The organism is Parabacteroides caeci (assembly GCF_023656795.1).
Classification (GTDB): domain Bacteria; phylum Bacteroidota; class Bacteroidia; order Bacteroidales; family Tannerellaceae; genus Parabacteroides; species Parabacteroides segnis.
This window is the reverse complement of the sequence record NZ_JAMOKT010000004.1, coordinates 70404-94317: the sequence shown is the minus strand read 5'-3', so window position 1 is coordinate 94317 and position 23914 is coordinate 70404. Positions and strand designations below refer to the sequence as shown.

At 40.9% G+C, this 23914-nt stretch carries 32 protein-coding genes; 1 reads left to right on the top strand and 31 read right to left on the bottom strand.

Annotated elements, in window-relative coordinates:
• Positions 1-2 precede the first annotated feature (2 nt).
• From ykgO to NBH15_RS03100, 30 genes are all read right to left on the bottom strand, one after another.
• A complete protein-coding gene (gene ykgO, locus NBH15_RS03245) occupies positions 3-119 on the bottom strand; it encodes a type B 50S ribosomal protein L36 (protein WP_005645768.1) in 117 nt (38 codons plus the stop codon).
• A 12-nt stretch (positions 120-131) separates the two neighbouring features.
• Positions 132-350, bottom strand: a complete 219-nt coding sequence (infA, locus tag NBH15_RS03240) for a translation initiation factor IF-1 (protein WP_009318521.1) — start codon at positions 348-350, stop codon at positions 132-134.
• Between the two features lie 10 nt (positions 351-360).
• A complete protein-coding gene (gene map, locus NBH15_RS03235) occupies positions 361-1146 on the bottom strand; it encodes a type I methionyl aminopeptidase (RefSeq protein ID WP_128133245.1) in 786 nt (261 codons plus the stop codon).
• A 4-nt stretch (positions 1147-1150) separates the two neighbouring features.
• Positions 1151-2491, bottom strand: coding sequence for a preprotein translocase subunit SecY (gene secY / locus NBH15_RS03230; RefSeq protein ID WP_122357143.1), 1341 nt, complete (start codon positions 2489-2491; stop codon positions 1151-1153).
• A 3-nt stretch (positions 2492-2494) separates the two neighbouring features.
• The gene (gene rplO / locus NBH15_RS03225; RefSeq protein ID WP_128133246.1) at positions 2495-2941 is read right to left on the bottom strand and encodes a 50S ribosomal protein L15; all 447 of its coding nucleotides are present in this window, start codon (positions 2939-2941) and stop codon (positions 2495-2497) included.
• A 29-nt stretch (positions 2942-2970) separates the two neighbouring features.
• On the bottom strand, positions 2971-3147 hold the full coding sequence (rpmD, locus tag NBH15_RS03220) for a 50S ribosomal protein L30 (RefSeq protein ID WP_009859531.1): 177 nt from the start codon (positions 3145-3147) through the stop codon (positions 2971-2973).
• A 16-nt stretch (positions 3148-3163) separates the two neighbouring features.
• A complete protein-coding gene (gene rpsE / locus NBH15_RS03215) occupies positions 3164-3682 on the bottom strand; it encodes a 30S ribosomal protein S5 (RefSeq protein ID WP_128133247.1) in 519 nt (172 codons plus the stop codon).
• 5 nt (positions 3683-3687) lie between these two features.
• Positions 3688-4032: a 50S ribosomal protein L18 gene (gene rplR, locus NBH15_RS03210; protein WP_009859533.1), complete on the bottom strand. Its 345-nt coding sequence runs from the start codon at positions 4030-4032 to the stop codon at positions 3688-3690.
• Between the two features lie 21 nt (positions 4033-4053).
• Positions 4054-4605: a 50S ribosomal protein L6 gene (gene rplF, locus NBH15_RS03205; protein ID WP_128133248.1), complete on the bottom strand. Its 552-nt coding sequence runs from the start codon at positions 4603-4605 to the stop codon at positions 4054-4056.
• 16 nt (positions 4606-4621) lie between these two features.
• On the bottom strand, positions 4622-5017 hold the full coding sequence (gene rpsH / locus NBH15_RS03200; protein WP_009859535.1) for a 30S ribosomal protein S8: 396 nt from the start codon (positions 5015-5017) through the stop codon (positions 4622-4624).
• Positions 5018-5071: 54 nt separating this feature from the next.
• Positions 5072-5341, bottom strand: coding sequence for a 30S ribosomal protein S14 (gene rpsN / locus NBH15_RS03195; RefSeq protein WP_009859536.1), 270 nt, complete (start codon positions 5339-5341; stop codon positions 5072-5074).
• A gap of 3 nt (positions 5342-5344) precedes the next feature.
• Complete coding sequence (gene rplE, locus NBH15_RS03190; protein ID WP_046146312.1) at positions 5345-5902, bottom strand: 50S ribosomal protein L5; 558 nt, start codon at positions 5900-5902, stop codon at positions 5345-5347.
• Complete coding sequence (rplX, locus tag NBH15_RS03185) at positions 5902-6222, bottom strand: 50S ribosomal protein L24 (RefSeq protein WP_009859538.1); 321 nt, start codon at positions 6220-6222, stop codon at positions 5902-5904. Before rplX ends, rplE begins: the two co-directional genes overlap by 1 nt.
• A gap of 18 nt (positions 6223-6240) precedes the next feature.
• A complete protein-coding gene (gene rplN, locus NBH15_RS03180; RefSeq protein WP_010800553.1) occupies positions 6241-6606 on the bottom strand; it encodes a 50S ribosomal protein L14 in 366 nt (121 codons plus the stop codon).
• A 1-nt stretch (position 6607) separates the two neighbouring features.
• On the bottom strand, positions 6608-6865 hold the full coding sequence (gene rpsQ / locus NBH15_RS03175) for a 30S ribosomal protein S17 (protein WP_009859539.1): 258 nt from the start codon (positions 6863-6865) through the stop codon (positions 6608-6610).
• 9 nt (positions 6866-6874) lie between these two features.
• The gene (gene rpmC, locus NBH15_RS03170) at positions 6875-7072 is read right to left on the bottom strand and encodes a 50S ribosomal protein L29 (protein ID WP_009859540.1); all 198 of its coding nucleotides are present in this window, start codon (positions 7070-7072) and stop codon (positions 6875-6877) included.
• Between the two features lie 5 nt (positions 7073-7077).
• Positions 7078-7512: a 50S ribosomal protein L16 gene (gene rplP, locus NBH15_RS03165; protein WP_005634742.1), complete on the bottom strand. Its 435-nt coding sequence runs from the start codon at positions 7510-7512 to the stop codon at positions 7078-7080.
• Between the two features lie 19 nt (positions 7513-7531).
• Positions 7532-8269, bottom strand: coding sequence for a 30S ribosomal protein S3 (rpsC, locus tag NBH15_RS03160; protein ID WP_009859541.1), 738 nt, complete (start codon positions 8267-8269; stop codon positions 7532-7534).
• A gap of 6 nt (positions 8270-8275) precedes the next feature.
• Complete coding sequence (gene rplV / locus NBH15_RS03155) at positions 8276-8686, bottom strand: 50S ribosomal protein L22 (RefSeq protein ID WP_046146310.1); 411 nt, start codon at positions 8684-8686, stop codon at positions 8276-8278.
• A gap of 53 nt (positions 8687-8739) precedes the next feature.
• A complete protein-coding gene (rpsS, locus tag NBH15_RS03150) occupies positions 8740-9009 on the bottom strand; it encodes a 30S ribosomal protein S19 (protein WP_005634738.1) in 270 nt (89 codons plus the stop codon).
• Positions 9010-9029: 20 nt separating this feature from the next.
• On the bottom strand, positions 9030-9854 hold the full coding sequence (gene rplB, locus NBH15_RS03145; protein WP_009859543.1) for a 50S ribosomal protein L2: 825 nt from the start codon (positions 9852-9854) through the stop codon (positions 9030-9032).
• Between the two features lie 8 nt (positions 9855-9862).
• Positions 9863-10156, bottom strand: a complete 294-nt coding sequence (rplW, locus tag NBH15_RS03140; protein WP_128133249.1) for a 50S ribosomal protein L23 — start codon at positions 10154-10156, stop codon at positions 9863-9865.
• 11 nt (positions 10157-10167) lie between these two features.
• Positions 10168-10797 (bottom strand): 50S ribosomal protein L4, encoded by a 630-nt coding sequence (rplD, locus tag NBH15_RS03135; RefSeq protein ID WP_128133250.1) that lies wholly within the window; start codon positions 10795-10797, stop codon positions 10168-10170.
• A complete protein-coding gene (gene rplC / locus NBH15_RS03130) occupies positions 10797-11414 on the bottom strand; it encodes a 50S ribosomal protein L3 (RefSeq protein WP_009859546.1) in 618 nt (205 codons plus the stop codon). The genes rplD and rplC overlap by 1 nt, the downstream gene beginning before the upstream one ends.
• A gap of 21 nt (positions 11415-11435) precedes the next feature.
• On the bottom strand, positions 11436-11741 hold the full coding sequence (gene rpsJ, locus NBH15_RS03125; RefSeq protein WP_005634728.1) for a 30S ribosomal protein S10: 306 nt from the start codon (positions 11739-11741) through the stop codon (positions 11436-11438).
• Positions 11742-11762: 21 nt separating this feature from the next.
• A complete protein-coding gene (fusA, locus tag NBH15_RS03120; RefSeq protein ID WP_128133251.1) occupies positions 11763-13892 on the bottom strand; it encodes an elongation factor G in 2130 nt (709 codons plus the stop codon).
• A 29-nt stretch (positions 13893-13921) separates the two neighbouring features.
• On the bottom strand, positions 13922-14398 hold the full coding sequence (gene rpsG, locus NBH15_RS03115) for a 30S ribosomal protein S7 (RefSeq protein WP_009859548.1): 477 nt from the start codon (positions 14396-14398) through the stop codon (positions 13922-13924).
• A 154-nt stretch (positions 14399-14552) separates the two neighbouring features.
• Positions 14553-14954: a 30S ribosomal protein S12 gene (gene rpsL, locus NBH15_RS03110; RefSeq protein WP_009859549.1), complete on the bottom strand. Its 402-nt coding sequence runs from the start codon at positions 14952-14954 to the stop codon at positions 14553-14555.
• 474 nt (positions 14955-15428) lie between these two features.
• Positions 15429-18833, bottom strand: coding sequence for a DUF6383 domain-containing protein (locus NBH15_RS03105; protein ID WP_250821966.1), 3405 nt, complete (start codon positions 18831-18833; stop codon positions 15429-15431).
• Positions 18834-19395: 562 nt separating this feature from the next.
• Positions 19396-20754, bottom strand: coding sequence for a VapE domain-containing protein (locus tag NBH15_RS03100; RefSeq protein ID WP_128133253.1), 1359 nt, complete (start codon positions 20752-20754; stop codon positions 19396-19398).
• Positions 20755-21050: 296 nt separating this feature from the next.
• On the opposite strand from NBH15_RS03100, the gene NBH15_RS03095 reads away from it, so the two are divergent.
• On the top strand, positions 21051-21662 hold the full coding sequence (locus NBH15_RS03095) for an HU family DNA-binding protein (RefSeq protein WP_128133254.1): 612 nt from the start codon (positions 21051-21053) through the stop codon (positions 21660-21662).
• Positions 21663-21777: 115 nt separating this feature from the next.
• Here NBH15_RS03095 and NBH15_RS03090 read toward each other — a convergent pair whose 3' ends face one another.
• A complete protein-coding gene (locus NBH15_RS03090; protein ID WP_250821965.1) occupies positions 21778-23883 on the bottom strand; it encodes a glycoside hydrolase family 65 protein in 2106 nt (701 codons plus the stop codon).
• Positions 23884-23914: the final 31 nt, after the last annotated feature.

Genomic DNA, 23914 nt, shown 5'->3' with positions numbered 1-23914 from the left:
AATTATCCCTGACGTTGTTTATACTTAGGGTTTTTCTTGTTAATTACGTATAAGCGACCCTTTCTTCTTACAATCTTACATTCAGGTGTACGCTTCTTTAAAGATGCTCTTACTTTCATATCTAGTTATTTTTATTTATATCTAAAAGCAATTCTACCTTTTGATAAATCATACGGAGACATTTCTACTCTGACCTTATCACCAGGAAGAATTTTAATATAATGCATACGCATCTTTCCTGATATGTGGGCAGTAATTTCATGTCCGTTCTCTAATTCTACACGAAACATTGCATTAGACAATGCTTCCACTATAACTCCATCTTGTTCAATAGCTGCTTGTTTAGCCATATAAATCAAATTAAATTGCGTTACTTCCTAGAACTTCTTCTACAAATTCAAATGAAGATAAAATCTGAGGACCATCGGGTCGTATCGCTATACAATGCTCAAAGTGAGCTGAACATTTTCTGTCCTTTGTACGCACTGTCCAACCGTCCTTTTCAAAAACGACATTTTTGCTTCCCATATTGATCATAGGTTCAATGCAGATGCACATGCCACTACGCAATAAAGGTCCGCAACCATATCTTCCATAATTGGGTACTTCAGGTTCCTCATGCATCTTGCGTCCGATACCATGTCCCACCAGTTCCCTTACAACAGAGTAACCTTTCGATTCACAGTATGTCTGCACCGCATGACTAACATCTCCTACTCGTTTTCCTTCTACAGCTTGTTGAATACCTTGATAAAGAGATTCCTTTGTCGTCTTCAACAAATTCTTCACTTCCGGTGCCACTTCACCTACACAAAAAGTATAGGCTGAATCACCAACAAAACCATTCAATATTGTACCACAGTCAACAGATATGACATCGCCTTCTTTTAAAACTGCTTTTGAGGAAGGAATACCATGTACTACCTGCTCATTTACAGAAGCACATATTGAATTGGGAAAACCACCATACCCTAAAAAAGCTGGAACTGCTCCATTATCCCTAATGAATTCTTCAGCAATCTTGTCGAGTTGAAGAGTTGTAACCCCGGGAGCAATATGCTTTGCCAATTCTCCCAGTGTCCGACCTACCAATTGATTGGCCGAACGCATCAACTCGATTTCTTCATCTGTTTTTAAATAGATCATCCTATTAATAAGCGGCAACTGAGCCTGTACGGCCTTTAATTCTTCCTGACTTCAACAAACCGTCATAATGACGCATCAACAAATGACTTTCAACTTGCTGCAATGTATCCAACACTACACCAACCAAAATCAACAAAGATGTTCCTCCAAAGAACTGAGAGAACTCCATACTCACACCAGCGATTCTTGCAAAAGCAGGCATAATAGCTACCAATGCCAAGAAGAATGCACCCGGAAGAGTAATGCGGTCCATGATTGTATCCAGATAGTCTTTGGTACTTTTTCCCGGTTTAACACCCGGAATAAATCCATTGTTTCTCTTCAAATCATCAGCCATCTGGGTCGGATTGATCGTGATAGCTGTATAGAAATAAGTAAAGAGGATAATCAATACTGCAAAGACAAAATTATACCAGAAACCAGTATTATCCATAAATGCAGCCCAAAAACCACTCTGATCACCAGTACTAGAAAATCCTACAATAGAAATAGGAATAAACATAATTGCCTGGGCAAAGATGATAGGCATTACGTTAGCAGCATTCACTTTTAAAGGAATATACTGACGAGCGCCACCATATTGTTTGTTACCTATAATTCTCTTAGCGTACTGTACGGGTACTTTACGAGTTCCCTGAACCAATAAAATAGCACCGGCAATAACAAGTAAAAGAAACAGCATTTCAAACAAGAACATAACCAGACCACCAGTTTTTTCACTTGTTCTTGAAATAAATTCCTGGAACAATGAATGCGGCAGACGGGCTATGATACCAATCAAAATGATAAATGAAATACCATTTCCAACACCTTTATCTGTAATTCTTTCACCTAGCCATAAGATAAACATACTTCCTGCAGCCAGAATAATAGTAGAAGATACAGTAAACAGAATACCCGGAGGTAAAGCTGCACCAGCGGCCTTCAACTGAACACTTAAGTTCACCAGATATGTCGGTCCCTGGAATAACAGGATAGCTACTGTAAGGTAGCGAGTCCATTGATTGATCTTTCTACGACCACTCTCCCCTTCTCTCTGCAATTTCTGGAAAGAAGGAACTGCAATGGCTAACAACTGCATAACAATTGAAGCGGAAATATAAGGCATAATACCCAATGCAAAAATAGAAGCATTAGAGAATGCACCACCTGAAAACATATCCAACAGTGCAAGCAATCCGCCTCTTGTCTGCGCCTGTAAAGCGGTTAACGCTTGAGGATCAATACCAGGAAGTACTACATACGTTCCGAAGCGATATATAGCCACCAATAAAAGAGTGGTGAGGATCCGATTTCTCAGATCCTCAATCTTCCAGATATTTTTTATTGTTTCAACTGCTCTCATGACTTAGAGTTTAACAACAGTTCCACCTACGGCCTGGATAGCTGCTTCTGCACTTTTAGAGAAAGCGTGAGCTTCAACTTCTAATTTAACAGTCAGGCTACCATTACCAAGAATCTTAACCATTTGAGATGATGAAATAAAACCAGCTTCGATCAATTCGTTAACACCGATTTTAGTTAAGTTCTGAGATTCAGCCATTAACTGTAATGTAGCGATATTGATAGCTTTATATTCTACACGATTAATATTCTTGAAACCAAATTTAGGCAAACGTCTCTGAATAGGCATCTGACCACCTTCAAATCCGATCTTTTTTGAATAACCAGATCTTGACTTTGCTCCTTTATGACCTCTTGTTGAAGTTCCTCCTAATCCTGAACCCGGACCACGGCCGATTCTTTTTCTGGTCTTAGTAGATCCTTCAGCAGGTTTTAAATTTGATAAGTTCATATCTTATAATTTATTTTTTCAACCAATTATTACTTTTCTACTGAAACCAAATGTTTCACTTTCTCAACCATGCCTAAGATAGCCGGAGTAGCTTCATGCTCTACTACACGGTTCAACTTTGTCAGGCCCAGTGCATCAAGTGTTCTTTTTTGGTCTTTCGGGCACTTAATTCTACTCTTAACTTGTTTAATTTTAATAGTCGCCATAATTTTTCCTCCCTAATTAACCTCTAAACACTTTTTCTACAGATACACCTCTGTTCTGAGCTACAATAAACGGACTTCTCAATTCACCCAGCGCAGCAATAGTAGCTTTTACCAAGTTGTGAGGGTTTGATGATCCTTTTGATTTAGCTAAAACGTCAGTAATACCAACACTCTCCAATACAGCACGCATAGCACCACCTGCTTTTACACCAGTACCATGAGATGCCGGTTTGATCAGCACCTGTGCACCACCGAATTTAGCAAGCTGTTCGTGAGGGATAGTACCTTTATGAACAGGAACCTTGATCAAATTCTTTTTAGCAGCTTCTACACCTTTAGCGATAGCTGTCGTTACTTCACCAGCTTTACCTAAGCCCCAACCGATGATACCGTCTTCGTTTCCTACTACGACAATAGCAGCAAAACTAAAAGTACGTCCACCTTTCGTTACTTTAGTTACGCGGTTGATTGCAACTAATCTGTCCTTCAACTCTAAGTCGTTGGTCGATTTAACTCTATTATTAACTCCTGCCATCTTCATTAAAATTTAAGGCCGCCGTTACGTGCAGCATCTGCTAATTCTTTAATTCTTCCGTGATACAGGTAACCATTACGGTCGAAAACAACAGCCTGAATACCTGCTTCCTGAGCGCCTTTAGCGATCAATTCACCAACTTTGGCAGCGATTTCCTTCTTTGGAGCCTTTACATCTAATTTCAAAGATGAAGCAGCAGCCAATGTCTTACCTGTAGTATCATCTATAACCTGTGCATAGATCTGCTTATTGCTTCTAAACACAGTAAGGCGCGGACGTTCAGGTGTTCCTGCAACTTTTCCACGTATTCCTCGTTTTATTTTTAATCTTCTTTCTTCCTTCGTTGTCATGATAATTTCAGTTTACGTAGATTACTTACCTGCTGATTTACCAGACTTTCTGCGAATTTCCTCACCCACAAACTTAATACCTTTACCTTTATACGGCTCCGGCATTCTGAATGAACGAATCTTAGCACAAATCTGACCTAATAATTGTTTATCAGCTGATTCAAGGATAATAAGAGGATTCTTATTTCTCTCAGTCTTCGTTTCAACCTTCACCTCTTTAGGTAACTGCAAATAGATATTGTGAGTATAACCTAAAGAAAGATCCAACAGCTGTCCTGTGTTAGCTACACGGTAACCAACACCGACCAGTTCCAGTTCTTTTTTGTATCCTTCAGATACACCGATCACCATATTGTTGATCAGAGAACGATACAAACCATGTAATGCACGATGGTTCTTATCATCTGTCGGTCTTGTTAAATGAATAACTCCATCTTCCAGAGTTACATTAATATCAGGATTAACAGCCTGAGTCATTTCGCCCTTAGGACCTTTTACAGTCACCACGCTATCCTTAATCGTAACCGTTACACCGGCCGGCACATGAATTGGTAATTTTCCTATTCTTGACATTCTTCTTTCCTCCTAATTAATAAACATAACATAATACTTCACCACCGATCTTCAGATCGCGGGCTTCTTTGTCTGTCATCACACCCTTAGAAGTCGAAAGAACGGCAATACCTAAACCATTCAATACTCTCGGCATTTCTTTGTAACCAGTGTACTTACGCAAACCTGGAGTAGAAACTCTCTCAAGTTTCTTGATTGCATTCACTTTGTTTACCAGGTCATACTTCAAGGCAATCTTAATTGTTCCCTGAGGACCTTCTTCTACAAACTTAAAATTAAGAATGTAGCCCTTTTCGAAAAGGATCTTAGTGATCTCTTTCTTTAAATTTGACGCCGGCACTTCAACAACTCTGTGCTTCGCTTTAATTGCATTACGCAATCTTGTCAAATAATCTGCAATAGGATCTGTCATATATTAATGAATTAAATTGATCCGGCCACCCGGACAATATTTAAATAAAAAAACTTACCAACTTGCTTTCTTTACACCCGGGATTAAACCATTGGATGCCATTTCACGGAATTGAATACGTGAAATGCCGAACTGGCGTACATACCCTTTCGGACGACCTGTAATTTTGCAACGGTTGTGCAAACGTACAGGAGAAGCATTTTTAGGTAAAGCCTGCAAAGCTTCGTAGTCACCAGCAGCTTTCAGTTCAGCTCTTTTAGCGGCGTATTTAGCTACTAGTTTTGCTCTTTTAACCTCGCGGGCTTTCATTGATTCCTTAGCCATAACTTAGTCTTTTTTTGCATTTTTAAAAGGCAACCCAAATTCTCTCAACAGAGCATACCCTTCTTCATCTGTTTTCGCAGAGGTCACAAAGGTAATATTCATTCCTAATATTTTAGTAATATTATCGATATTTATTTCAGGAAAAATAATTTGTTCCTGAATACCCAAGGTATAATTACCTCTACCATCTAACTTACTTTCAATACCTTTAAAGTCACGAATACGCGGAAGAGCGATACGAACTAATCTTTCCAAAAATTCGTACATCTGCTCACGACGCAATGTTACCATCACGCCGATAGGCATTTTTTTACGCAACTTAAAGTTTGAGATATCCTTTTTAGATACTGTCGCAACGGCCTTTTGACCAGTAATTGTAGACAATTCGCTGATTGCGATATCGATGATCTTCTTGTCGGCAGCAGCCATACCCAAACCTTGATTGATTACAATCTTCTTTAATACGGGTACCTGCATTACTGATTTATATCCGAACTCTTTTGTCAAAGCAGGAACAATTCTGTCCTGATATTCTTTTTTAAGACTGGCAGTATTGCTCATTACTTAATTTCCTCCCCAGATTTTTTAGAATAACGAACTAAAGCTCCTTCAGCATTTTCTTTACGTCCGATACGTGTCGGTTTACCTGATTTCGGGTCAACCACGTTCAGGTTTGAAATATGAATAGGAGCTTCCTTCTTTTCAATTCCTCCTTGCGGATTCTTTGCATTAGGCTTGGTATGCTTTGATACCATATTAACGCCTTCAACAATAGCACGGTTCTCGTCTACGAGCACCTGTAAAACACGACCTGTTTTACCTTTGTCTTCGCCGGCATTAACAAAAACTATATCGCCTTTTTTGATATGTAATTTACTCATTACCTTAAATTTTACGAATTAAAGTACTTCAGGTGCAAGTGAAACAATTTTCATATTTGTTGCACGAAGTTCTCTGGCAACCGGACCGAAGATACGGCTTCCACGAATATCACCACCGGCATTCAACAATACGCAAGCGTTATCATCGAAACGGATGTATGAACCATCCGGGCGACGGATTTCCTTTTTAGTGCGAACAATGATAGCCTTAGAAACAGCACCCTTCTTCACATCACTTGACGGGATTACACTCTTAATTGCTACTACAATTACATCCCCAACAGAAGCGTAACGTTTTCTGGTTCCGCCTAATACACGGATACATAAACATTCTTTTGCGCCACTGTTATCTGCTACTACTAGTCTTGATTCTTGTTGTATCATGTTACTTAGCTCTTTCGATTATTTGAACTAATCTCCATCTCTTTGTTTTGCTCAAAGGACGAGTTTCCATAATTTTTACGGTATCACCGATATTGCACTCATTCTTTTCGTCGTGAGCATGATATTTCTTCGTTTTGTTAACGAACTTACCATAAATGGGGTGTTTTTCTTTCCATTTAATAGCAACAGTGATGCTTTTATCCATCTTGTTGCTAGTAACCACGCCCGTTCTTTCTTTTCTTAAATTTCTAGTTTCCATCAGGCTCAATTATTTGTTGTTAAGTTCTCTCTGGCGCAATTCTGTTCTCATGCGCGCAATCATCCTGCGTTGTTGTTTAATCTGTGCAGGGTTGTCTGTCGGAGAGATAGTGTGGTTAATAACCTTCTGATCGTAGGCAGCAACCTCAGCATCTACTCTTTCAAGCAATTCTTTTGTGCTTAATTCTCTAATTTCTGCAATCTTCATAACAATTACGCATTTTGATTAGCCATATCATAATCACGTCTCACAACAAATTTCGTTGTTACCGGAAGCTTCTGTGCTGCTAAGCGCAAAGCTTCTTTCGCAATATCAAAGGGAACACCTTCAATTTCGAAAATCAGACGACCTGGAGTAACAGGCGCAACAAAGCCTTCCGGGTTACCTTTACCTTTACCCATACGTACTTCGGCCGGTTTCTTTGTAATAGGTTTATCCGGGAAAATCCGAACCCAAACCTGACCCTGACGTTGCATATAACGAGTTACCGCGATACGGGCAGCTTCAATCTGGCGACCGGTAATCCATTTATTCTCTAACGCTTTTATACCGAACGAACCGAATGCCAGCTGGTTGCCACGTTGAGCTTCACCCTTCATGCGACCTTTCTGCTGTCTTCTGAACTTGGTTTTCTTTGGTTGTAACATCTCTTCTTAATTCTAACGTTTAACGATTAGCTTTTTTTCTCTTGAAGTTCTTATCTCCTCTGTTGCCACCGGCATTGTCATTTCTGCGGCCTGAATCTTTAGAGGCAGTGAATGAAGGAGCAAGATCTCTCTTACCATAAACTTCACCACGGCAGATCCATACCTTGATACCCAGCAAGCCAACTTTCGTCAACGCTTCAGCCAAAGCGTAATCGATATCTGCTCTCAGAGTGTGTAACGGAGTTCTTCCTTCTTTGTACATTTCAGAACGAGCCATTTCAGCACCGTTCAAACGACCAGATACTTGCACTTTAATACCTTCTGCACCCATTCTCATGGTAGAGGCGATAGCCATCTTAATAGCACGACGGTAAGCAATTTTTCCTTCAAGTTGACGAGCAATATTGTTTGCAACAATGACTGCGTCTAATTCGGGTCTTTTTACCTCAAAGATGTTGATCTGAACTTCTTTGTCGGTAATTTTTTTCAACTCTTCTTTCAATTTATCAACTTCCTGACCACCTTTACCGATGATGATGCCCGGACGTGATGTGCAAACTGTTATTGTGATCAACTTAAGCGTACGTTCAATAACGATACGAGATACACTAGCTTTAGCAAGACGAGCATTCAAGTATTTACGGATTTTGCTATCTTCCAGCAAAGTATCTCCGTAATTTTTGCCGCCATACCAATTGGAATCCCAACCACGGATGATTCCTAAACGATTACTAACCGGATTAACTTTTTGTCCCATCTACAATTAATTTTGACTATCGTTTTTACTAAGTGTATCAACAAACAAGGTTACATGGTTCGAACGTTTACGAACTCTGTATCCTCTACCCTGGGGAGCCGGACGCATTCTCTTCAATGTTGTAGCGCAATCTACGCTGATTGAAGAAACAAACAACTCACCAGTTTCTGCTTTACGTTCATTTTTCTGCTCCCAATTAGCAATTGCTGAACGAAGCAATTTTTCTACTCTTGCTGCAGCTTCCTTGTTAGAAAACTTCAAAACACCAAGTGCACGGAATACTTCCATACCACGGATCATGTCTACAACGAGACGCATCTTACGCGGAGAAGTAGGTACGTTACGCAACTTTGCGAAGTACATGGTCTTTTGGGCTTCTTTTCTTGCTTCAGCTGATATTCTTTTTCTAGCACCCATTTTTATTGATTCTTTTTATTTTCAGATTCCTGAATTCCTGTTACTACCGATAATTATTTTTTCTTGTTACCGGCGTGACCACGGAACGTACGAGTTGGTGAAAATTCTCCCAACTTGTGACCTACCATATTTTCGGTTACAAAAACAGGAATAAATTTATTTCCATTATGAACTGCAATAGTATGGCCTACAAAGTCAGGCGAAATCATTGAAGCTCTTGCCCATGTCTTAACTACGGCTTTCTTTCCTGACTCATTCATAGCCAAGACTTTCTTTTCCAGCTTTACGTTAATATACGGGCCTTTTTTTAGTGAACGACTCATAGTTTACTTAATTAATCAGATTATTTCTTTCTTCTTTCAATAATATACTTTGAAGAATGCTTCTTCGGAGCTCTTGTCTTCAAGCCCTTAGCATACAAGCCTGTACGAGATCTTGGATGACCTCCGGAAGCACGACCTTCACCACCACCCATTGGGTGATCAACCGGGTTCATAACAACACCACGGTTGTGAGGACGACGACCTAACCATCTAGAGCGACCGGCTTTACCTGATTTTTCAAGACCATGGTCTGAATTACCTACACTACCAATTGTAGCCTTACATGCAGCAAGAATCTTTCTGGTTTCGCCAGAAGGCATCTTAATAATTGCATAAGCACCTTCTTTAGAAGTCAACTGAGCAAAAGCACCAGCAGAACGTACCATTTTGGCACCCTGTCCGGGACGAAGCTCAATATTATGAATAATAGTACCAACGGGAATATTTGCCATAGGCAAAGTATTACCTACCTCAGGAGCGGCATCGCTACCTGAAACCACTGTCTGGCCAACTTCCAAGCCGTTCGGAGCGATAATATAGCTCTTTGCTCCGTCAGCATAATACAATAAAGCGATACGAGAAGTACGGTTTGGATCGTACTCGATAGACTTTACTGTTGCAGGAATGCCATCTTTATTTCTCTTGAAATCGATAATTCTGTACTTTTGTTTGTGACCGCCACCAAGATAACGCATTGTCATCTTACCTGTGTTGTTACGACCACCAGTACTGCTCTTACCTACCACAAGAGACTTCTCTGGTGTACTTGCAGTGATTTTATCAAATGCACCAATAACTTTGTGTCTCTGCCCCGGTGTTGTGGGCTTTAATTTACGTATTCCCATTTCTTTTTTTAGATATTACTAAAGAAATCAATTGTTTCTCCTTCTTTCAACGTTACGATTGCCTTCTTAAAAGCTGCCTGTTTACCATTGATAATACCTGATTTTGTATAACGGCTTTTCCGCTTGCCGGAGTAGTTGATGGTGTTAACATCAACTACAGTTACATTATACATATCCTGTACAGCTTTTTTGATCTCCAACTTGTTGGCATCAGGAGAAACACGAAAACCATAGCGATTAGCCATTTTTTCAGTAATCGCTGTTTGCTTCTCTGTTACTATAGGTTTAATAATAATTCCCATTTCCTTACTCCTTATGCATTAAAAAGTTTTTCTATAACAGCAACAGAACTTTCAGTCAAAACCAAATTAGCTGCATCAAGCACTTTGTATGTGTTTAATTCAGAGGCTGTTATAACATTTGTCTTTTCTAAATTACGAGCCGACAAATATACAAAATTATTTTTCTCCGGTAAAACCATAAGTAACTTTTTATCAGCCACTTTCAGGTTTTTAGCAATTGTTACAAATTCTTTAGTTTTCGGAGCTTCCAGAGCGAAATCTTCTACAACTACAATTGCATTGTTTTTAGCTTTATAAGTCAATGCAGACTTACGAGCCAGACCCTTTACCTTCTTGTTCAATTTGAACTCATAATCTCTCGGTTTCGGACCGAAAACGCGAGCACCACCAACCAATACAGGAGAGTTGATATCACCACGACGAGCTCCACCACCACCTTTCTGACGGATCAGTTTGCGTGTACTACCAGAGATCTCACTTCTTTCTTTCGATTTATGAGTACCCTGACGCTGGTTTGCCAAATACTGCTTTACATCCAGGTAAATGGCATGATCATTGGGTTCAATGCCGAAGATAGCATCGTTTAAAGTTACCTTTCTTCCGGTATCTTCACCTTTAATATTAAATACGCTCAGTTCCATTACTTTTCAATTAATACGATTGAACCTTTTGCTCCTGGAACAGATCCTTTAACCAATAAAAGATTATGTTCCGGCATTACCTTGATCACTTCCAGGTTCTGAACTGTTACACGTTCATTACCCATCTGTCCGGCCATACGCATGCCCTTGAATACCTTTGCAGGGTATGAACAAGCACCGATACCACCGGGAGCACGCAAACGGTTATGCTGACCGTGAGTAGTCTGACCTACACCACCGAAACCATGACGTTTTACTACACCCTGGAAACCTTTACCCTTTGATGTACCAACTACATCAACGAAACCTGCATTTTCCAGATAATCCACAGTGATCACATCACCCAGATTGTATGCAGTTTCAAAATTCTTGAACTCGGCCAAGTATCTCTTGGGAGTTACACCGGCTTTCTTGAAGTGGCCCATTTCTGGCTGAGTTGTATGTTTCTCTTTTTTGTCTTCGAAACCCAACTGTACAGCTTCATAGCCATCTTTTTCCAAAGTCTTAATCTGTGTAACAACACAAGGACCCACTTCGATAACAGTGCATGGAAGATTTTTTCCCTCGGCACTGAAAACGGATGTCATTCCGATTTTTTTTCCTAATAATCCTGGCATTTCACTTAATTTTTAAATAACTCACACTTTAATTTCTACTTCAACACCACTGGGTAATTCCAGCTTCATCAAGGCGTCAACTGTTTTTGCAGTTGAGCTGTAAATGTCTATCAATCTTTTGTAAGATGACAGTTCGAACTGCTCACGAGATTTCTTATTAACGAAAGTAGAGCGGTTCACAGTAAAGATACGCTTGTGTGTAGGCAGAGGAATCGGTCCGCTAACAACAGCACCTGTAGCCTTTACCGTCTTCACGATCTTCTCGGCAGACTTGTCCACCAGAGAATAATCGTAAGACTTTAATTTAATTCTGATCTTTTGGCTCATATTGTTATATATGTTTCTAAATTATTTGATCAAATCAGCACGACCCTGTACTTCTGTCAGTACCTGCTTAGCAATAGAAGAGGATACCTGAGCATAGTGAGAGAACTGCATTGAAGATGTTGCACGACCTGAAGTGATAGTACGCAGTGCAGTAACATAACCGAATGTTTCTGCCAAAGGCACTTTAGCTTTTACAACACGTGCACCAGTACGGCTTGTTTCCATACCTTCTACCTGTCCACGACGTTTGTTCAAGTCACCGATAACATCACCCATGCTTTCTTCAGGAGTAACAACTTCCATCTGCATGATCGGTTCCATCAAAGCAGGACCTGCCTTTTCTGATGCACTCTTGAATGCCTGGATAGCACAGATTTCGAATGACAACTGGTCAGAGTCAACCGGGTGGAATGAACCATCGATCAATGTAACCTTCAGCTTATCTAACGGATAACCGGCAAGGATACCATTTTTCATAGCCTTTTCGAAACCTTTCTGTACTGAAGGGATAAATTCCTTAGGAATGTTACCACCCTTTACTTCATCAATGAACTGAAGTGTTCCTTCAAAGCTTTCGTCAGCCGGTTCAATACGAACGATGATATCAGCAAACTTACCACGACCACCAGACTGTTTCTTATAAACTTCACGAAGTTCAACTGATTTAGTGATAGCTTCTTTATAAGTAACCTGAGGTTTACCCTGATTACATTCTACCTTGAATTCACGACGCAAACGGTCAACAATGATATCCAAGTGAAGCTCACCCATACCGCTAATTACAGTCTGACCTGTTTCTTCGTTAGTCTGAACACGGAATGTAGGATCTTCTTCAGCCAGCTTAGCCAATCCCATACCCAGTTTATCCAGGTCTTTCTGAGTTTTAGGCTCTACTGCGATACCGATAACCGGATCCGGGAATTCCATAGATTCCAGTGTAATCGGATGTGCTTCGTCACAAAGAGTATCACCAGTACGGATATCTTTGAAACCAACACCAGCACCGATATCACCACAACCGATAGCTTCCATCGGGTTCTGCTTGTTTGAATGCATCTGGAACAGACGAGAAATACGTTCTTTCTTACCTGAACGAGTATTGTATACATAAGAACCAGCCAATAAAGAACCTGAATATACACGGAAGAAACACAAGCGGCCTACATACGGGTCGGTTGCAATCTTAAATGCCAATGCAGTCAACGGCTCTTCGAACAACGGTTTACGTACAACTACAGTATCAGGATCACGTGGGTCTGTACCTTCGATAGCTTCTGCATCTGCAGGGCTAGGCAGGTAAGCACAAACAGCGTTCAATAAAGTTTGAACCCCTTTGTTCTTGAAAGAAGAACCACAGATCATCGGATTGATCTGCATAGCGATAGTACCTTTACGGATAGCTACTCTGATTTCATCTTCTGTAATAGTTGCAGGATCATCAAAGTATTTTTCCATCAAAGCATCGTCGCACTCAGCCAGAACTTCCAACATTTTATCTCTCCATTCTTCAGCTTCATCCTTCAGGTCTGCCGGAATTTCTTCAACAGAATATTCTGCCCCCATAGTTTCGTCGTGCCAAAAGATAGCCTTCATTGTTACCAGGTCGACTACACCTTTGAAAGTTTCTTCTGCACCGATAGGTATCTGAATAGGACAAGGATTAGCACCCAATACATCCTTCACCTGACGAACTACTTCAAAGAAGTTTGCGCCGGAACGGTCCATTTTATTTACATAACCAATTCTGGGTACATTATATTTGTCAGCCTGACGCCAAACTGTTTCTGACTGGGGTTCAACACCACCAACCGCACAGAATGCAGCAACGGCACCATCCAGAATACGCAGTGAACGCTCTACTTCAACAGTAAAGTCCACGTGCCCCGGGGTGTCAATCAAGTTGATTTTATATTTGTCATTAGCGTAATTCCAGAAAGTAGTAGTCGCAGCAGAAGTGATAGTAATACCACGTTCCTGTTCCTGCTCCATCCAGTCCATTGTTGCAGCACCATCGTGAACCTCACCAATTTTGTGAGTCAGACCTGTGTAGAAAAGAATACGCTCAGAAGTCGTAGTCTTTCCCGCATCGATGTGCGCCATGATACCGATGTTTCTGGTATATTTTAATTGTTCGTCAGCTTTTGTTGCCATCTTTCTTTTATTCTCCTAAATTTGCTAAATTAAAATCTGAAGTGTGCGAATGCACGGTTAGCTTCAGCCATACGGTGCATATCTTCTTTTCTTTTGAATGCGCCACCCTGGTTGTTGTAAGCATCTACAATCTCTGCAGACAACTTATCAGACATAGTCTTACCACCTCTCTTGCGTGAGAAGATAATAAGGTTCTTCATAGAAATTGATTCTTTACGATCGGGGCGAATTTCAGTAGGTACCTGGAAAGTAGCACCACCAACACGGCGTGACTTCACTTCGACTTGAGGGGTAATATTATCGAGTGCAGCTTTCCAAATTTCGAGAGCAGACTTTTCTTCGTTAGGCAATTTAGCCTTAACGTTTTCCAGAGCGGAATAGAAAATTTCGAAGGCAGTATTTTTCTTGCCATCATACATTAAATGGTTTACGAATCTCGTAACCTTTACATCACCGAAAACAGGATCCGGGAGGATCTGTCTTTTCTTTGGTTTTGCTTTTCTCATTTTGTTTTCAAAAATTTCGTTTTTGTCTTTGGTTGCCTTTTAATTTTGTCTTCAACGGTTCCGCTGAACCATTTACTCAACCTTGTAGCCTATCCAAATAACTCAAACCAGCTTTAATACTTAAATTTAAATTCTCAGTTTGAAAGGGTGATTTTTACTTCTTTCCTTTTGCTGGAGCAGCACCCGCTTTTGGACGTTTTGCACCGTATTTAGAACGACGCTGAGTACGACCATTAACGCCAGCTGTATCCAAGGTACCACGTACAATGTGATAACGTACACCAGGAAGGTCCTTCACACGACCACCACGTACTAATACGATTGAGTGCTCCTGCAAGTTGTGTCCTTCTCCCGGAATGTAAGAGTTTACTTCTTTACCATTTGTCAAACGAACTCTCGCTACTTTACGCATTGCAGAGTTAGGCTTTTTCGGGGTTGTAGTATAAACACGTACACAAACGCCACGTCTCTGAGGACAAGCATCCAATGCAGGTGATTTACCTTTTACCACCAAAGTTTCCCTTCCTTTTCTAACTAATTGCTGAATTGTAGGCATTTCTTTTCTTTTTTAAACTTTGAATGTGTTATAATTTTATTTATCTCTTTTTTTCTATTTCAGGCTGCAAAGATACGCATTATTTCCGTATAACCAACGAGTTACATCTGTTTTTCTGCATAATCTGCGCTAAAAACGGTGCAAAGTTACATAATAGTTCCCGTTTGTTTCTGTTCTACAACATGTGAATTCAAACTATTTATTATTATTTAACACGAAGCCCCGCCGGCTTAAAACCAACGGGGCTTGTCTTGTGTCTGTTTTCTCCCCTCACAGGGATACTAACAGAAGAACTTTATTTTATTACTTTAGTATTAAAACTACTCTTTCTTCCTCACGGAATACTTATTCAAGGATAGATACAACATAGCTACCTATCCTAAACGCGTAGTTTAAATTATTTTGATTATAAATTCTTATTAAGATAGAGAAGAACAGACATGCTGCCCTTCTCTATTTTATTTTACCACGTTATTATTTAACGATTGCTTTAACTGCAGCTTCACCGTCAACAGCGACAACCACAAGACCTGCCGGTATGTTAATCTTTGCATCATCAGATGTTGCCACTGTACTAGCTATAGTCTGACCTAATACATTAGATACTGTTACAGTCTTACCTGCAGCATTCAGAACTCTGATTGCACCGTTTTCTGCAATTACAGAAATTGTAGCCGGAGCATCAATACCTTCGTTACCTGTAGCTACTTCATCAAGACCTTCTTCAATATTGAAGATCTGAGCGTTGTTGATCAATTCTTCGATTGTACCAGCTTCATCAGCATGATCAGAACCTGTTGTGGTGAACTTAGCCAATACTGGACAAGAATTCTGTACCTTTACCCAAGCACCTTTGAAAGAACCGATTGCTGAGCCTTCACCCTTAGATTCGATTAAGAAATCTTTTTCAGGATCTTCGTTGATCAAACGCAGAGAGAATGCATAATTAGCGTGTTTGCCATCCAATTTTTTCTTATCGAATACAGTTGCATCAGCAAATGTTTCCGGAGCAACTACACCATATTCTGCCTGTAAGCCTTTCAGTGTATTACCACCTTTCAGGATATACAAATATTCGGTTCCGTTTTCTACACGATAGATAGCTTCAACAAAGCCAAGACGGTCATAACCTGCATATTTGAATTTATCAGCATTATTCAACATTCCGGTATTACCTTCGATAGAGTCTGTCAAATTAACCATGAATCTACCAGCCAAATAACCAATATAATCTACAGTATGATCACTATGAGCATCACCTTCTTTAACATATCCGTGTTCGCCGGTTGCACACCATTTTGCATCTGCTACTGTAGCAGTATCAACAGCAAACAAATACTGAGGCATAATATCGTTAGATGCTTTTACATATTGAGCATACATAGCAGTTGTAGTAGCTTCACCTTCCGGTATGATACCTTCTGCTGTCAGACCCAGATAACCGAAGTCTTTTACAAAAGCAGGAGCATTTACCTTATTATTTCCATCTTCATACAGATATTCTTTAGCAGTACCTCTCTGACGGAAGATCTTAGCTGTCTTAGCTTCAGCGATAGTGCGATATAATACTACATCAGCATCATCTAAAGTAAAAGCAGAAGCTCTCTCTGTTGCGATATTATCCAGATTCATGTAGCTTAATGCTCCAACTTCATCTTCACAATGAGCCTGAACATAACCATTACCTGTTTCGTTTGTTGTTCCGTTATAGATGTCAATCAATACATAACATTCTTCGTTAGCAGCACCTCTTATCTGATCAGACTTCAAGTAGAAATGAGCTTCTTTAGCGCTAGAACCTGCAGGTAAAGCTGCAATCTGCTTGCTAGTCATAGCTTTATAATAAGGATTCTTTCCTTTTTCAGAAATTAAGTAAACATATACTTTGTCATTATCTACCAGATTAGCATCCTTTACTTTCAGTTTATAAGCAGTTCTCTTCAACTGAGGCAAACCAGCAACACCAGCACCTGTACCGAAATTAAATTCAGTCTTAGTTGCATCTACTACTTCTTCCAGTTCATAATAAGTAGACTGATCTTTTGAAGGAGCAAAGTTCTTATCACCTGTTACATTCAGATACAGATCCTGATCAGCGAACAGGTTATATCCCAGATAGAATTTCTTGATAGTCAACAAATCAGAAGAAATGTGTTTGTAACCATGATACAAACTAGTTTTTGCTACTTCATTCTCAACCGGAGTAAATGCCAGATAGTCTGCATAGTTGAACTTGTTAGCCATTGTTGCACTATTCTGATTGTCATCAATGAAATAGATACCATTTTCTGCATCTACATACAACTGACCTTCAAATACATCACTTGCTTTAGCATATTCACGATTTGTAATAGCTACAGTAGAACAACCAGTGCTACGAACTACCCACATTGTAGCCGGCATATTGTTATAATCCTGAGTTTTAACAAGATCACCACTTTCAACATCATACATCATTGTACCGCTGAAATTGCAAACAACATACTTTCCGGTAGCATCTTTCTTAATAAAATACAGACCTTCAGCCGGAGTATAACGAGTCAGGTAAGTTCCATCAAATTCACGATCTGCAAAATTGATTTTTGTGAAGATTGTACCGTCTGTTCCGTATTTATCACCTTCAACATATGCTTTACCAGCAGTAAATTCAGTATGAGTCGGAGTCAGATAAACCAGTTTCAATACAGCATCTTGTGTATCAGCATCACCTGGAACTAAAGCAGCGGCATCAGCCCAAGTAGTACCTGCATTCTTTTCTGCATCAGTTATTTTATAGGCTCCACCTTCCAGCACTGCAAAGTTCAAGCTGTCAACTGAAGGATAATAAGTTACCTGGAACTGATAACGTTTAGATAAATCAGTTGCAGTCAAATTAGATGCTGTTCCATCACTTTTTGTTACAGTAGCAAATTTCTTCACTGCTATTTTCAACGGAGTCAAAGAAGGCAAACCTTCATTATGGAACACTGTATCAACCATTAGAAGTCCTGCTACTTTGTTTTCTAACACAACATAATTTGCTGTACCGCCAGTAAAACCATTTACTGTATATTGATCAGCATCAATCGCTTTAAAGTTGTATTTTGTCAATACTTCTGAAAGAGCTGTTGTTCCATTTTTAGGACCCGGATTCATAGAGAAACGAGCAGAGTCACCATACTGGAAGTCTACCAAATTATTCAGATCGTTTGCTTTTAAAGTAATAGCACCGGCTAAAACGGGTCTAAATGGAACAAGCGTATTTGTCAGTGTCGCATTGTTCAAGTCAGTCTTTTTGGCTTTTACAGCAACAAACTCACCACTCTTATCAGCCCAAACAACTACAGAGTCTGATGTAAAATAAGAATAAGTAGCCTGATTAGCAAAGTCGGTATCACCGTTGTCGTCCGTATTATACCAAGTCCAGTTACTTACACAACCTTCCAAGGTTGAAGCAGGAGCAGCGGCCAGATCAGCAACATAAGTAGCAGCATCAAACGCCAATGCCTTTTTAGCATCATAAGAAATAGGGAAACCCGTTTCCAGGTTTGTGTACGTGAAACTGTAACCGCTTATTTTATCACCGGTCACATCAATCTTCCACAAAGAAGCATTGATAGGAGCGTCAGCCGCATCTACAAACTTCAAACTTAACTTACCTGTTGTGTAATCACGAGACTGGATCAAAACCTGACCGCCATCATTTGCCAACTGATAATACTGTGCACCTTTGAAGTTAGCGACATCAGCACCTACCGCAGCAGAAGCTGTAGCTGTAGGACGAAGTTTGATGTCATTACCTACAGTATTGGGATTGGTGTGCACCGTAGTCTGTGCAAAAGCCCCAACACTTGAAGTCAGCAGAGCGCCAACAAGTAAAGTAGAAAACTTTTTGTTCATAATTCTAAATTTAATATTAATACTAATGTTCGTAATGTTCTATATTCCTTCGGACGCTCAAATGTTAATGACTAGATTAAACGTCCCTTTTTTCTCGTCAACAAAAGTAATAATTCCTTTTGAACCTACAATCCTTTTTGAGCAAAAATTATCTTTTCTATCTTCTTTCTTATCAACTAGATACTAAGATTAGTACAAAAATGCGTCTTCTCATTACGAAGTTATCTACCCTCCTAAATAATGACGAGAAAAAAGGGACCTTTAATTTAGTCACTGTTTTTTTTAAAAATCATCAGACAAACTTCCTATATATCAATATATTATAGTTGCAATTTCTAAAACAATTCCAAATGTTAATTCAGCATTTAATAATATATTAATGTACGTGTACATATATAATACAACAAATCACCTTTCAGGTTTCATCCGATATATCACACTGACTATCAAGCCAAAACAATGAAAGATGATTTATCAAGAATCTTTCTCTTATCCAACTTCATTTTCCCCATTTTTCAGAGTCAAATGTTAATTGGTCCTTTTTCCACCTTAAAAGACCATTCTAAGCCAGTGCTACCACCCTATAAAAATTACCGGATTCGGTATGTTTCCGTTCAATCCCCAGTGAAGAAAGGAACTTTCCGAAATTACCTGCCGACACCGAGCGCATAGCTGCCGGATTATACTTTTTCAACCGCAGGAAAATCTCCGCAGCAGAAAGCATCAATGCCTTCTCACCATATCCGGCCGGACGAAAACAACTCCTAAACACATCTTCTTCGACAGGATGCTTGTAATACGATTCGTTGGCCGCCATGATCTCCGCTTCCTCTTCAGAAGTAAACCAATACCGTTCGCCCGCCAGTAATTCGGCTTTCAGTTGAGCATAAAGCTGACGATAATCAAGCGGAGAACAGTCTATTTTATTTTCTATTTCAACACACAGGAACCGACGACTTCCGGTTGGATCGGTCAGCAACTCTTTCTGATTCGACGTTGCGATGAAAGATGCGACACGGGGTAACGGACGGTAATTTTTCTGGTGTGCTTTGCGAACACATGGATTGACAACCTGCATCAGGTTCTTCAACAATGCCATCTTGCGAGGAGTAAACTTATCAAATTCATCCATATTGATCAAGCCGAATTCCGTTAGCTTACATTCTGCCGCTGATTGGGCGGACAGATCGTAGCTGTCCGTATAATACCTCTGCAACTCACGGGGAAGCAATAATTTACAAAACGTAGACTTCTGTTTTCCCTGTGTACGACTGACTAACACCGGCGATACACTGTTTGCATGCAGACGGTCTGTCTCCAACCATTGCGCCGCCATCCCCAACAACCAGCGATGAAAACATTTTACCCACAACGGAACAGAAGAAACCCTGCGTGCCAGACTATCGATCCGGTCAGTCCTATCCCAGTCCGGTAACTCATCCATATATAGGCGGAACGGATGATATTCAGGAATGCTATCAGAAAACACATAACGCGACACATCCCTGTCCCAACAATCTATCCCTTGCTTTCGTGCTTCTATACAGAAACTGTTCAACTCGCGCTGCCCCACAGGCTGGAAGCAGGTTCCGGAAAGATTCCGTTTCCTGAATTCCGTCTCCGACGTCAGCTTGTTGAAACGGAGATCGTACTGTTCACCCAGAAATTGCTCCATCGCCATCATCGTCCGGGTCGTTTTTTGCAAAGAGGTATCCGTTGCTGCAAGGGGCACAACATTACCTGCATTATTCACAACCGGCACTTCCGGTATCATTGCCGGTTGTTTTTCCGGTAGCTCTTTTGTTGCCACTACCGGCATCACCTCCGATACTGCATTTGCTATCACTTCCGTTTCATCCGAAAACCGTCCGTGCATCACCAGGTCACACAGCTTTTCAATAAGATTTTTAATCGCATTCATATTCGTTTTTTTTAGTTATTTTCAGCGAATATAATACCGTATATCAAGGTTTTACAAATTAACAGACTACTATTTTCCAACAATCTCATCTACCGGAAAAGTAGGCAAAAAGTATTGCTTAAGTCATATACAACTGTTACCTTTGTAGTCATTCAATAATCACTCCACAGTTGTAGGGCGTAAGAACCACATCTGTTAAGCAATAGCCTTACACTTGTAAGTCTTACGCCCTACAATTGTCAAGCGATGAATAGGCAAGCATTTAAACAGGAGTTATTCATTAAACAAGCAAGAATATGTCAGCAGAATACGACTTCTATAAAAACCCCATACCGAAAGGGAGTAACCGCAAACCACGCCTGCATGCCCGGATTGTGCCGCGAGGAGTTATCACTACCGAAATGCTCTCAGAAGAGATACACGATGCCAGCAGCCTGACAACCGGTGATGTAGAAGCAACTATAACCATGTTAAGCAAAGCGATCATCCGCAATCTGAAACAAGGGAAAAGAATACATATCAAAGGACTGGGTTATCTGGAAATGACACTGCAATGTCCGCCTATAAAAGATCCGAAAGAGATACGGGCCGAATCCATCCAGTTCAAGTCGGTGGCGTTCCGTCCGGAAAAAGCGTTAAAAAAGGAATTGAGTACCACCCGGTTTGTCAGGGCAGTACATAAAAATCATTCGAAAAGTCGCTCGGAAACAGAAATTGACAACTTATTAACCATCTATTTCTCAACCCATGAATATATCACCCGCCTGGAGTTCCAGCAAGTTTGCAGATTTACGAAAGGGACAGCCAATCGTCGTCTGACAGAAATGGTAAAAGCCGGGAAATTAAAGAAAGAAGGATTGGATAGATTCCCGATTTATGTACCTGTGCCCGGGAACTACAGAAAATAAGGCTAATCAGCCACCCTTCAGCCAAACAGGTTGTTTTACAAGGCTGAAAGGTGGCTGAAAGCTGAAATAATCGTTTTATAAATATACGGTAATCACTAAACGACTACATTAAAAACTACGGCATAGGAAGAAAGCCCTCCGTTTTGACTACCCAGCTTCCATCGCAAGGAAATCCCGGAGTTTCACCTGTCGAGCCGTCCCAACCAGCCGCCATCATGGCTACTGCGGTCAGCAAAGCTCCGTTGGAGGGAAGGTAAGGAAATGGACCGCCTGTTGCCAGTCCATGTTCATCAAATTGAAATCCTCCGGCCGGATGAAGCAGAAAGTCAACAGCCTGCTCCGGTTTGCCACAGCGGGCAGCCGCCATTGCCAGCATAGGGAAATCCCATCCCCATGTACGGTCAAAATTCCAGGTTGAAGTTATTTTATCCAAAGTCCGGGCAAGTATTTCCGCATTCACACCATCACCCGGCAACATTCCGTAAGTACCGATCAACGCCGGATGCTCAAATGCAAAATCCGACCACATATTCCGGATACCTTCATGGGTAACGTATAGTCCGTCTTCCACGGGTAATGATGCCAGTTTTGCCAAAACATCCTCCCACTTCGCATCGACCGGAAGCGACAAACGCTTACGCCATTCGGCAGCCATACGCAATCCGTAACGCCAGTATCCCAGTTCAAATGCAGGATTTATTGTTGTCTCGGGAACCGTATTCTCAGAAACAATGAAGACGGGAGGTCCGAGCACATAACGGTCCTGCGCCTCGTCATAATAAGCATAATCCGCCATAAAATCTGCCGTAGCAGTTATAATCGGTTCCCATTTTTCCAATGTTTCACGGGTTGGATGCAACCGGTAATCAAGATCGGCAAAATAAATTGGATGCGGTTGCTGCCAAATCAAAGTTGCATGTATTATATGAGGCCATTCCCGGTCAAAATCGGCGGTACATTTAGGCCAACGGGCACCTTTATACCCCTGACGCCCGGCACGTTCCCGTGATGTCGACAGATAGTTCTGATAAACAGTCAAACTTTTCTCCAGTAATGGCCACCGATTCCACAATGCATAATGCACGCCATGCCACCATATCATCTCAAAATGGAAACGACCATACCATCCGTTATTCACCAACCCGCTTTCCTGCGGAGGCAACGACCCGGCTTCATTCACTTTCATCAGATACTGCGACAAAACGATCCTGCGCTCCAACTCTATCCAACGCGGATCTTTACTGCCGGACAAATCGATGACCGCTCCCGACTGCCAGAAACTTTGCCATTCGCGGGCACTTTCATCAAAAACATCAGCGACAACAGGAATATCATCCGCTTTCTTACGGGAGAAAAGACAAGTAAAAGACAGCTTTTCCGTATTTTCCGGACGTAGTTCAAAACGATGGGATGAATCCGCTCCTGATTTTATAAAAGAGGCAGGAGTATCCCAATGCAGGGATGTATAATAAGAGACATCATCCATCTCCCTGGCAATCGATACCGTTTTATCTTTTTGCTCTTTAATGACCGACCTGTGAGCCTCCGGCCTGTCATAAGTTCCCACATAATCTTTCATCTGCCCGTCTTCTGCATAAGGGAAATCCAGAAAAACGGTAAGTTTTCCTTCCCGGACCAACTGACTCTCAACAGTGACACCAACCGCGTCCAAAGAAGGATGACAGGCAGTTTTAACAGATACGGGTATTCCGTCCAGTATAAAAAAACTGTGAATGATACCTGTCCACATATCTACCTCCTGGCGCGTATCAGACAAATCTTCCGCGACAGCTTCCGAACCGTCCGGACGAAGTAATCTAAAACCAATACGTCCCAGATTAAAACGATGGGGATTAGCTGCCAGCCAATTTGATAATTCAGGTTGCCGGGGATTAGGAATATCGTAAGGCACCGGCTTTCCATAAGTATCGATAACTGGCTTTTCAAAATCTTCAACGTGCTTACCTTCAGGCAACGGAAAACTATGCCAACTCCATTGTGCCATTGTATTGAATGGGACAAAGGTCTGTAAACCTGTGATATCCACACCGAACGCAAACTCCCCGTTCCCGACCTGGGCCGGACTAACCGGGTTCGTCTTAGCCGTTACGATACGATGCCGGTCTACCAAGACTTTCCGGTCGATATGCGACTGATTACATGCAGCAAACAGTAAAAGAATTCCCACAAGGGAAAAAAGATGATACATTGGTCTCCACATTGTATTTCAATTTAAGTAAGGAAACACAAAT

Coding starts and splice junctions, on each gene's coding strand:
- NBH15_RS03095 (WP_128133254.1), top strand. CDS start 21,051: ATGTCAGCAGAATACGACTTCTATAAAAACCCCATACCGAAAGGGAGT.
- secY (WP_122357143.1), bottom strand. CDS start 2,491: ATGAGAGCAGTTGAAACAATAAAAAATATCTGGAAGATTGAGGATCTG.
- NBH15_RS03090 (WP_250821965.1), bottom strand. CDS start 23,883: ATGTGGAGACCAATGTATCATCTTTTTTCCCTTGTGGGAATTCTTTTA.
- rplB (WP_009859543.1), bottom strand. CDS start 9,854: ATGGGAATACGTAAATTAAAGCCCACAACACCGGGGCAGAGACACAAA.
- rplC (WP_009859546.1), bottom strand. CDS start 11,414: ATGCCAGGATTATTAGGAAAAAAAATCGGAATGACATCCGTTTTCAGT.
- rpsC (WP_009859541.1), bottom strand. CDS start 8,269: ATGGGACAAAAAGTTAATCCGGTTAGTAATCGTTTAGGAATCATCCGT.
- rplD (WP_128133250.1), bottom strand. CDS start 10,797: ATGGAACTGAGCGTATTTAATATTAAAGGTGAAGATACCGGAAGAAAG.
- rplO (WP_128133246.1), bottom strand. CDS start 2,941: ATGAACTTATCAAATTTAAAACCTGCTGAAGGATCTACTAAGACCAGA.
- rpsE (WP_128133247.1), bottom strand. CDS start 3,682: ATGGCAGGAGTTAATAATAGAGTTAAATCGACCAACGACTTAGAGTTG.
- NBH15_RS03105 (WP_250821966.1), bottom strand. CDS start 18,833: ATGAACAAAAAGTTTTCTACTTTACTTGTTGGCGCTCTGCTGACTTCA.
- rpmC (WP_009859540.1), bottom strand. CDS start 7,072: ATGAAGATTGCAGAAATTAGAGAATTAAGCACAAAAGAATTGCTTGAA.
- rpsL (WP_009859549.1), bottom strand. CDS start 14,954: ATGCCTACAATTCAGCAATTAGTTAGAAAAGGAAGGGAAACTTTGGTG.
- rplP (WP_005634742.1), bottom strand. CDS start 7,512: ATGTTACAACCAAAGAAAACCAAGTTCAGAAGACAGCAGAAAGGTCGC.
- rplR (WP_009859533.1), bottom strand. CDS start 4,032: ATGACAACGAAGGAAGAAAGAAGATTAAAAATAAAACGAGGAATACGT.
- rplN (WP_010800553.1), bottom strand. CDS start 6,606: ATGATACAACAAGAATCAAGACTAGTAGTAGCAGATAACAGTGGCGCA.
- map (WP_128133245.1), bottom strand. CDS start 1,146: ATGATCTATTTAAAAACAGATGAAGAAATCGAGTTGATGCGTTCGGCC.
- rplF (WP_128133248.1), bottom strand. CDS start 4,605: ATGTCAAGAATAGGAAAATTACCAATTCATGTGCCGGCCGGTGTAACG.
- NBH15_RS03100 (WP_128133253.1), bottom strand. CDS start 20,754: ATGAATGCGATTAAAAATCTTATTGAAAAGCTGTGTGACCTGGTGATG.
- rpsG (WP_009859548.1), bottom strand. CDS start 14,398: ATGAGAAAAGCAAAACCAAAGAAAAGACAGATCCTCCCGGATCCTGTT.
- rplV (WP_046146310.1), bottom strand. CDS start 8,686: ATGGGTGCTAGAAAAAGAATATCAGCTGAAGCAAGAAAAGAAGCCCAA.
- rpsJ (WP_005634728.1), bottom strand. CDS start 11,741: ATGAGCCAAAAGATCAGAATTAAATTAAAGTCTTACGATTATTCTCTG.
- rpsH (WP_009859535.1), bottom strand. CDS start 5,017: ATGACAGATCCTATTGCAGATTATTTGACAAGATTGCGTAATGCAATT.
- rpsQ (WP_009859539.1), bottom strand. CDS start 6,865: ATGGAAACTAGAAATTTAAGAAAAGAAAGAACGGGCGTGGTTACTAGC.
- rpsN (WP_009859536.1), bottom strand. CDS start 5,341: ATGGCTAAGGAATCAATGAAAGCCCGCGAGGTTAAAAGAGCAAAACTA.
- infA (WP_009318521.1), bottom strand. CDS start 350: ATGGCTAAACAAGCAGCTATTGAACAAGATGGAGTTATAGTGGAAGCA.
- rplX (WP_009859538.1), bottom strand. CDS start 6,222: ATGAGTAAATTACATATCAAAAAAGGCGATATAGTTTTTGTTAATGCC.
- fusA (WP_128133251.1), bottom strand. CDS start 13,892: ATGGCAACAAAAGCTGACGAACAATTAAAATATACCAGAAACATCGGT.
- rpsS (WP_005634738.1), bottom strand. CDS start 9,009: ATGAGTCGTTCACTAAAAAAAGGCCCGTATATTAACGTAAAGCTGGAA.
- rplW (WP_128133249.1), bottom strand. CDS start 10,156: ATGGGAATTATTATTAAACCTATAGTAACAGAGAAGCAAACAGCGATT.
- rplE (WP_046146312.1), bottom strand. CDS start 5,902: ATGAGCAATACTGCCAGTCTTAAAAAAGAATATCAGGACAGAATTGTT.
- rpmD (WP_009859531.1), bottom strand. CDS start 3,147: ATGGCGACTATTAAAATTAAACAAGTTAAGAGTAGAATTAAGTGCCCG.
- ykgO (WP_005645768.1), bottom strand. CDS start 119: ATGAAAGTAAGAGCATCTTTAAAGAAGCGTACACCTGAATGTAAGATT.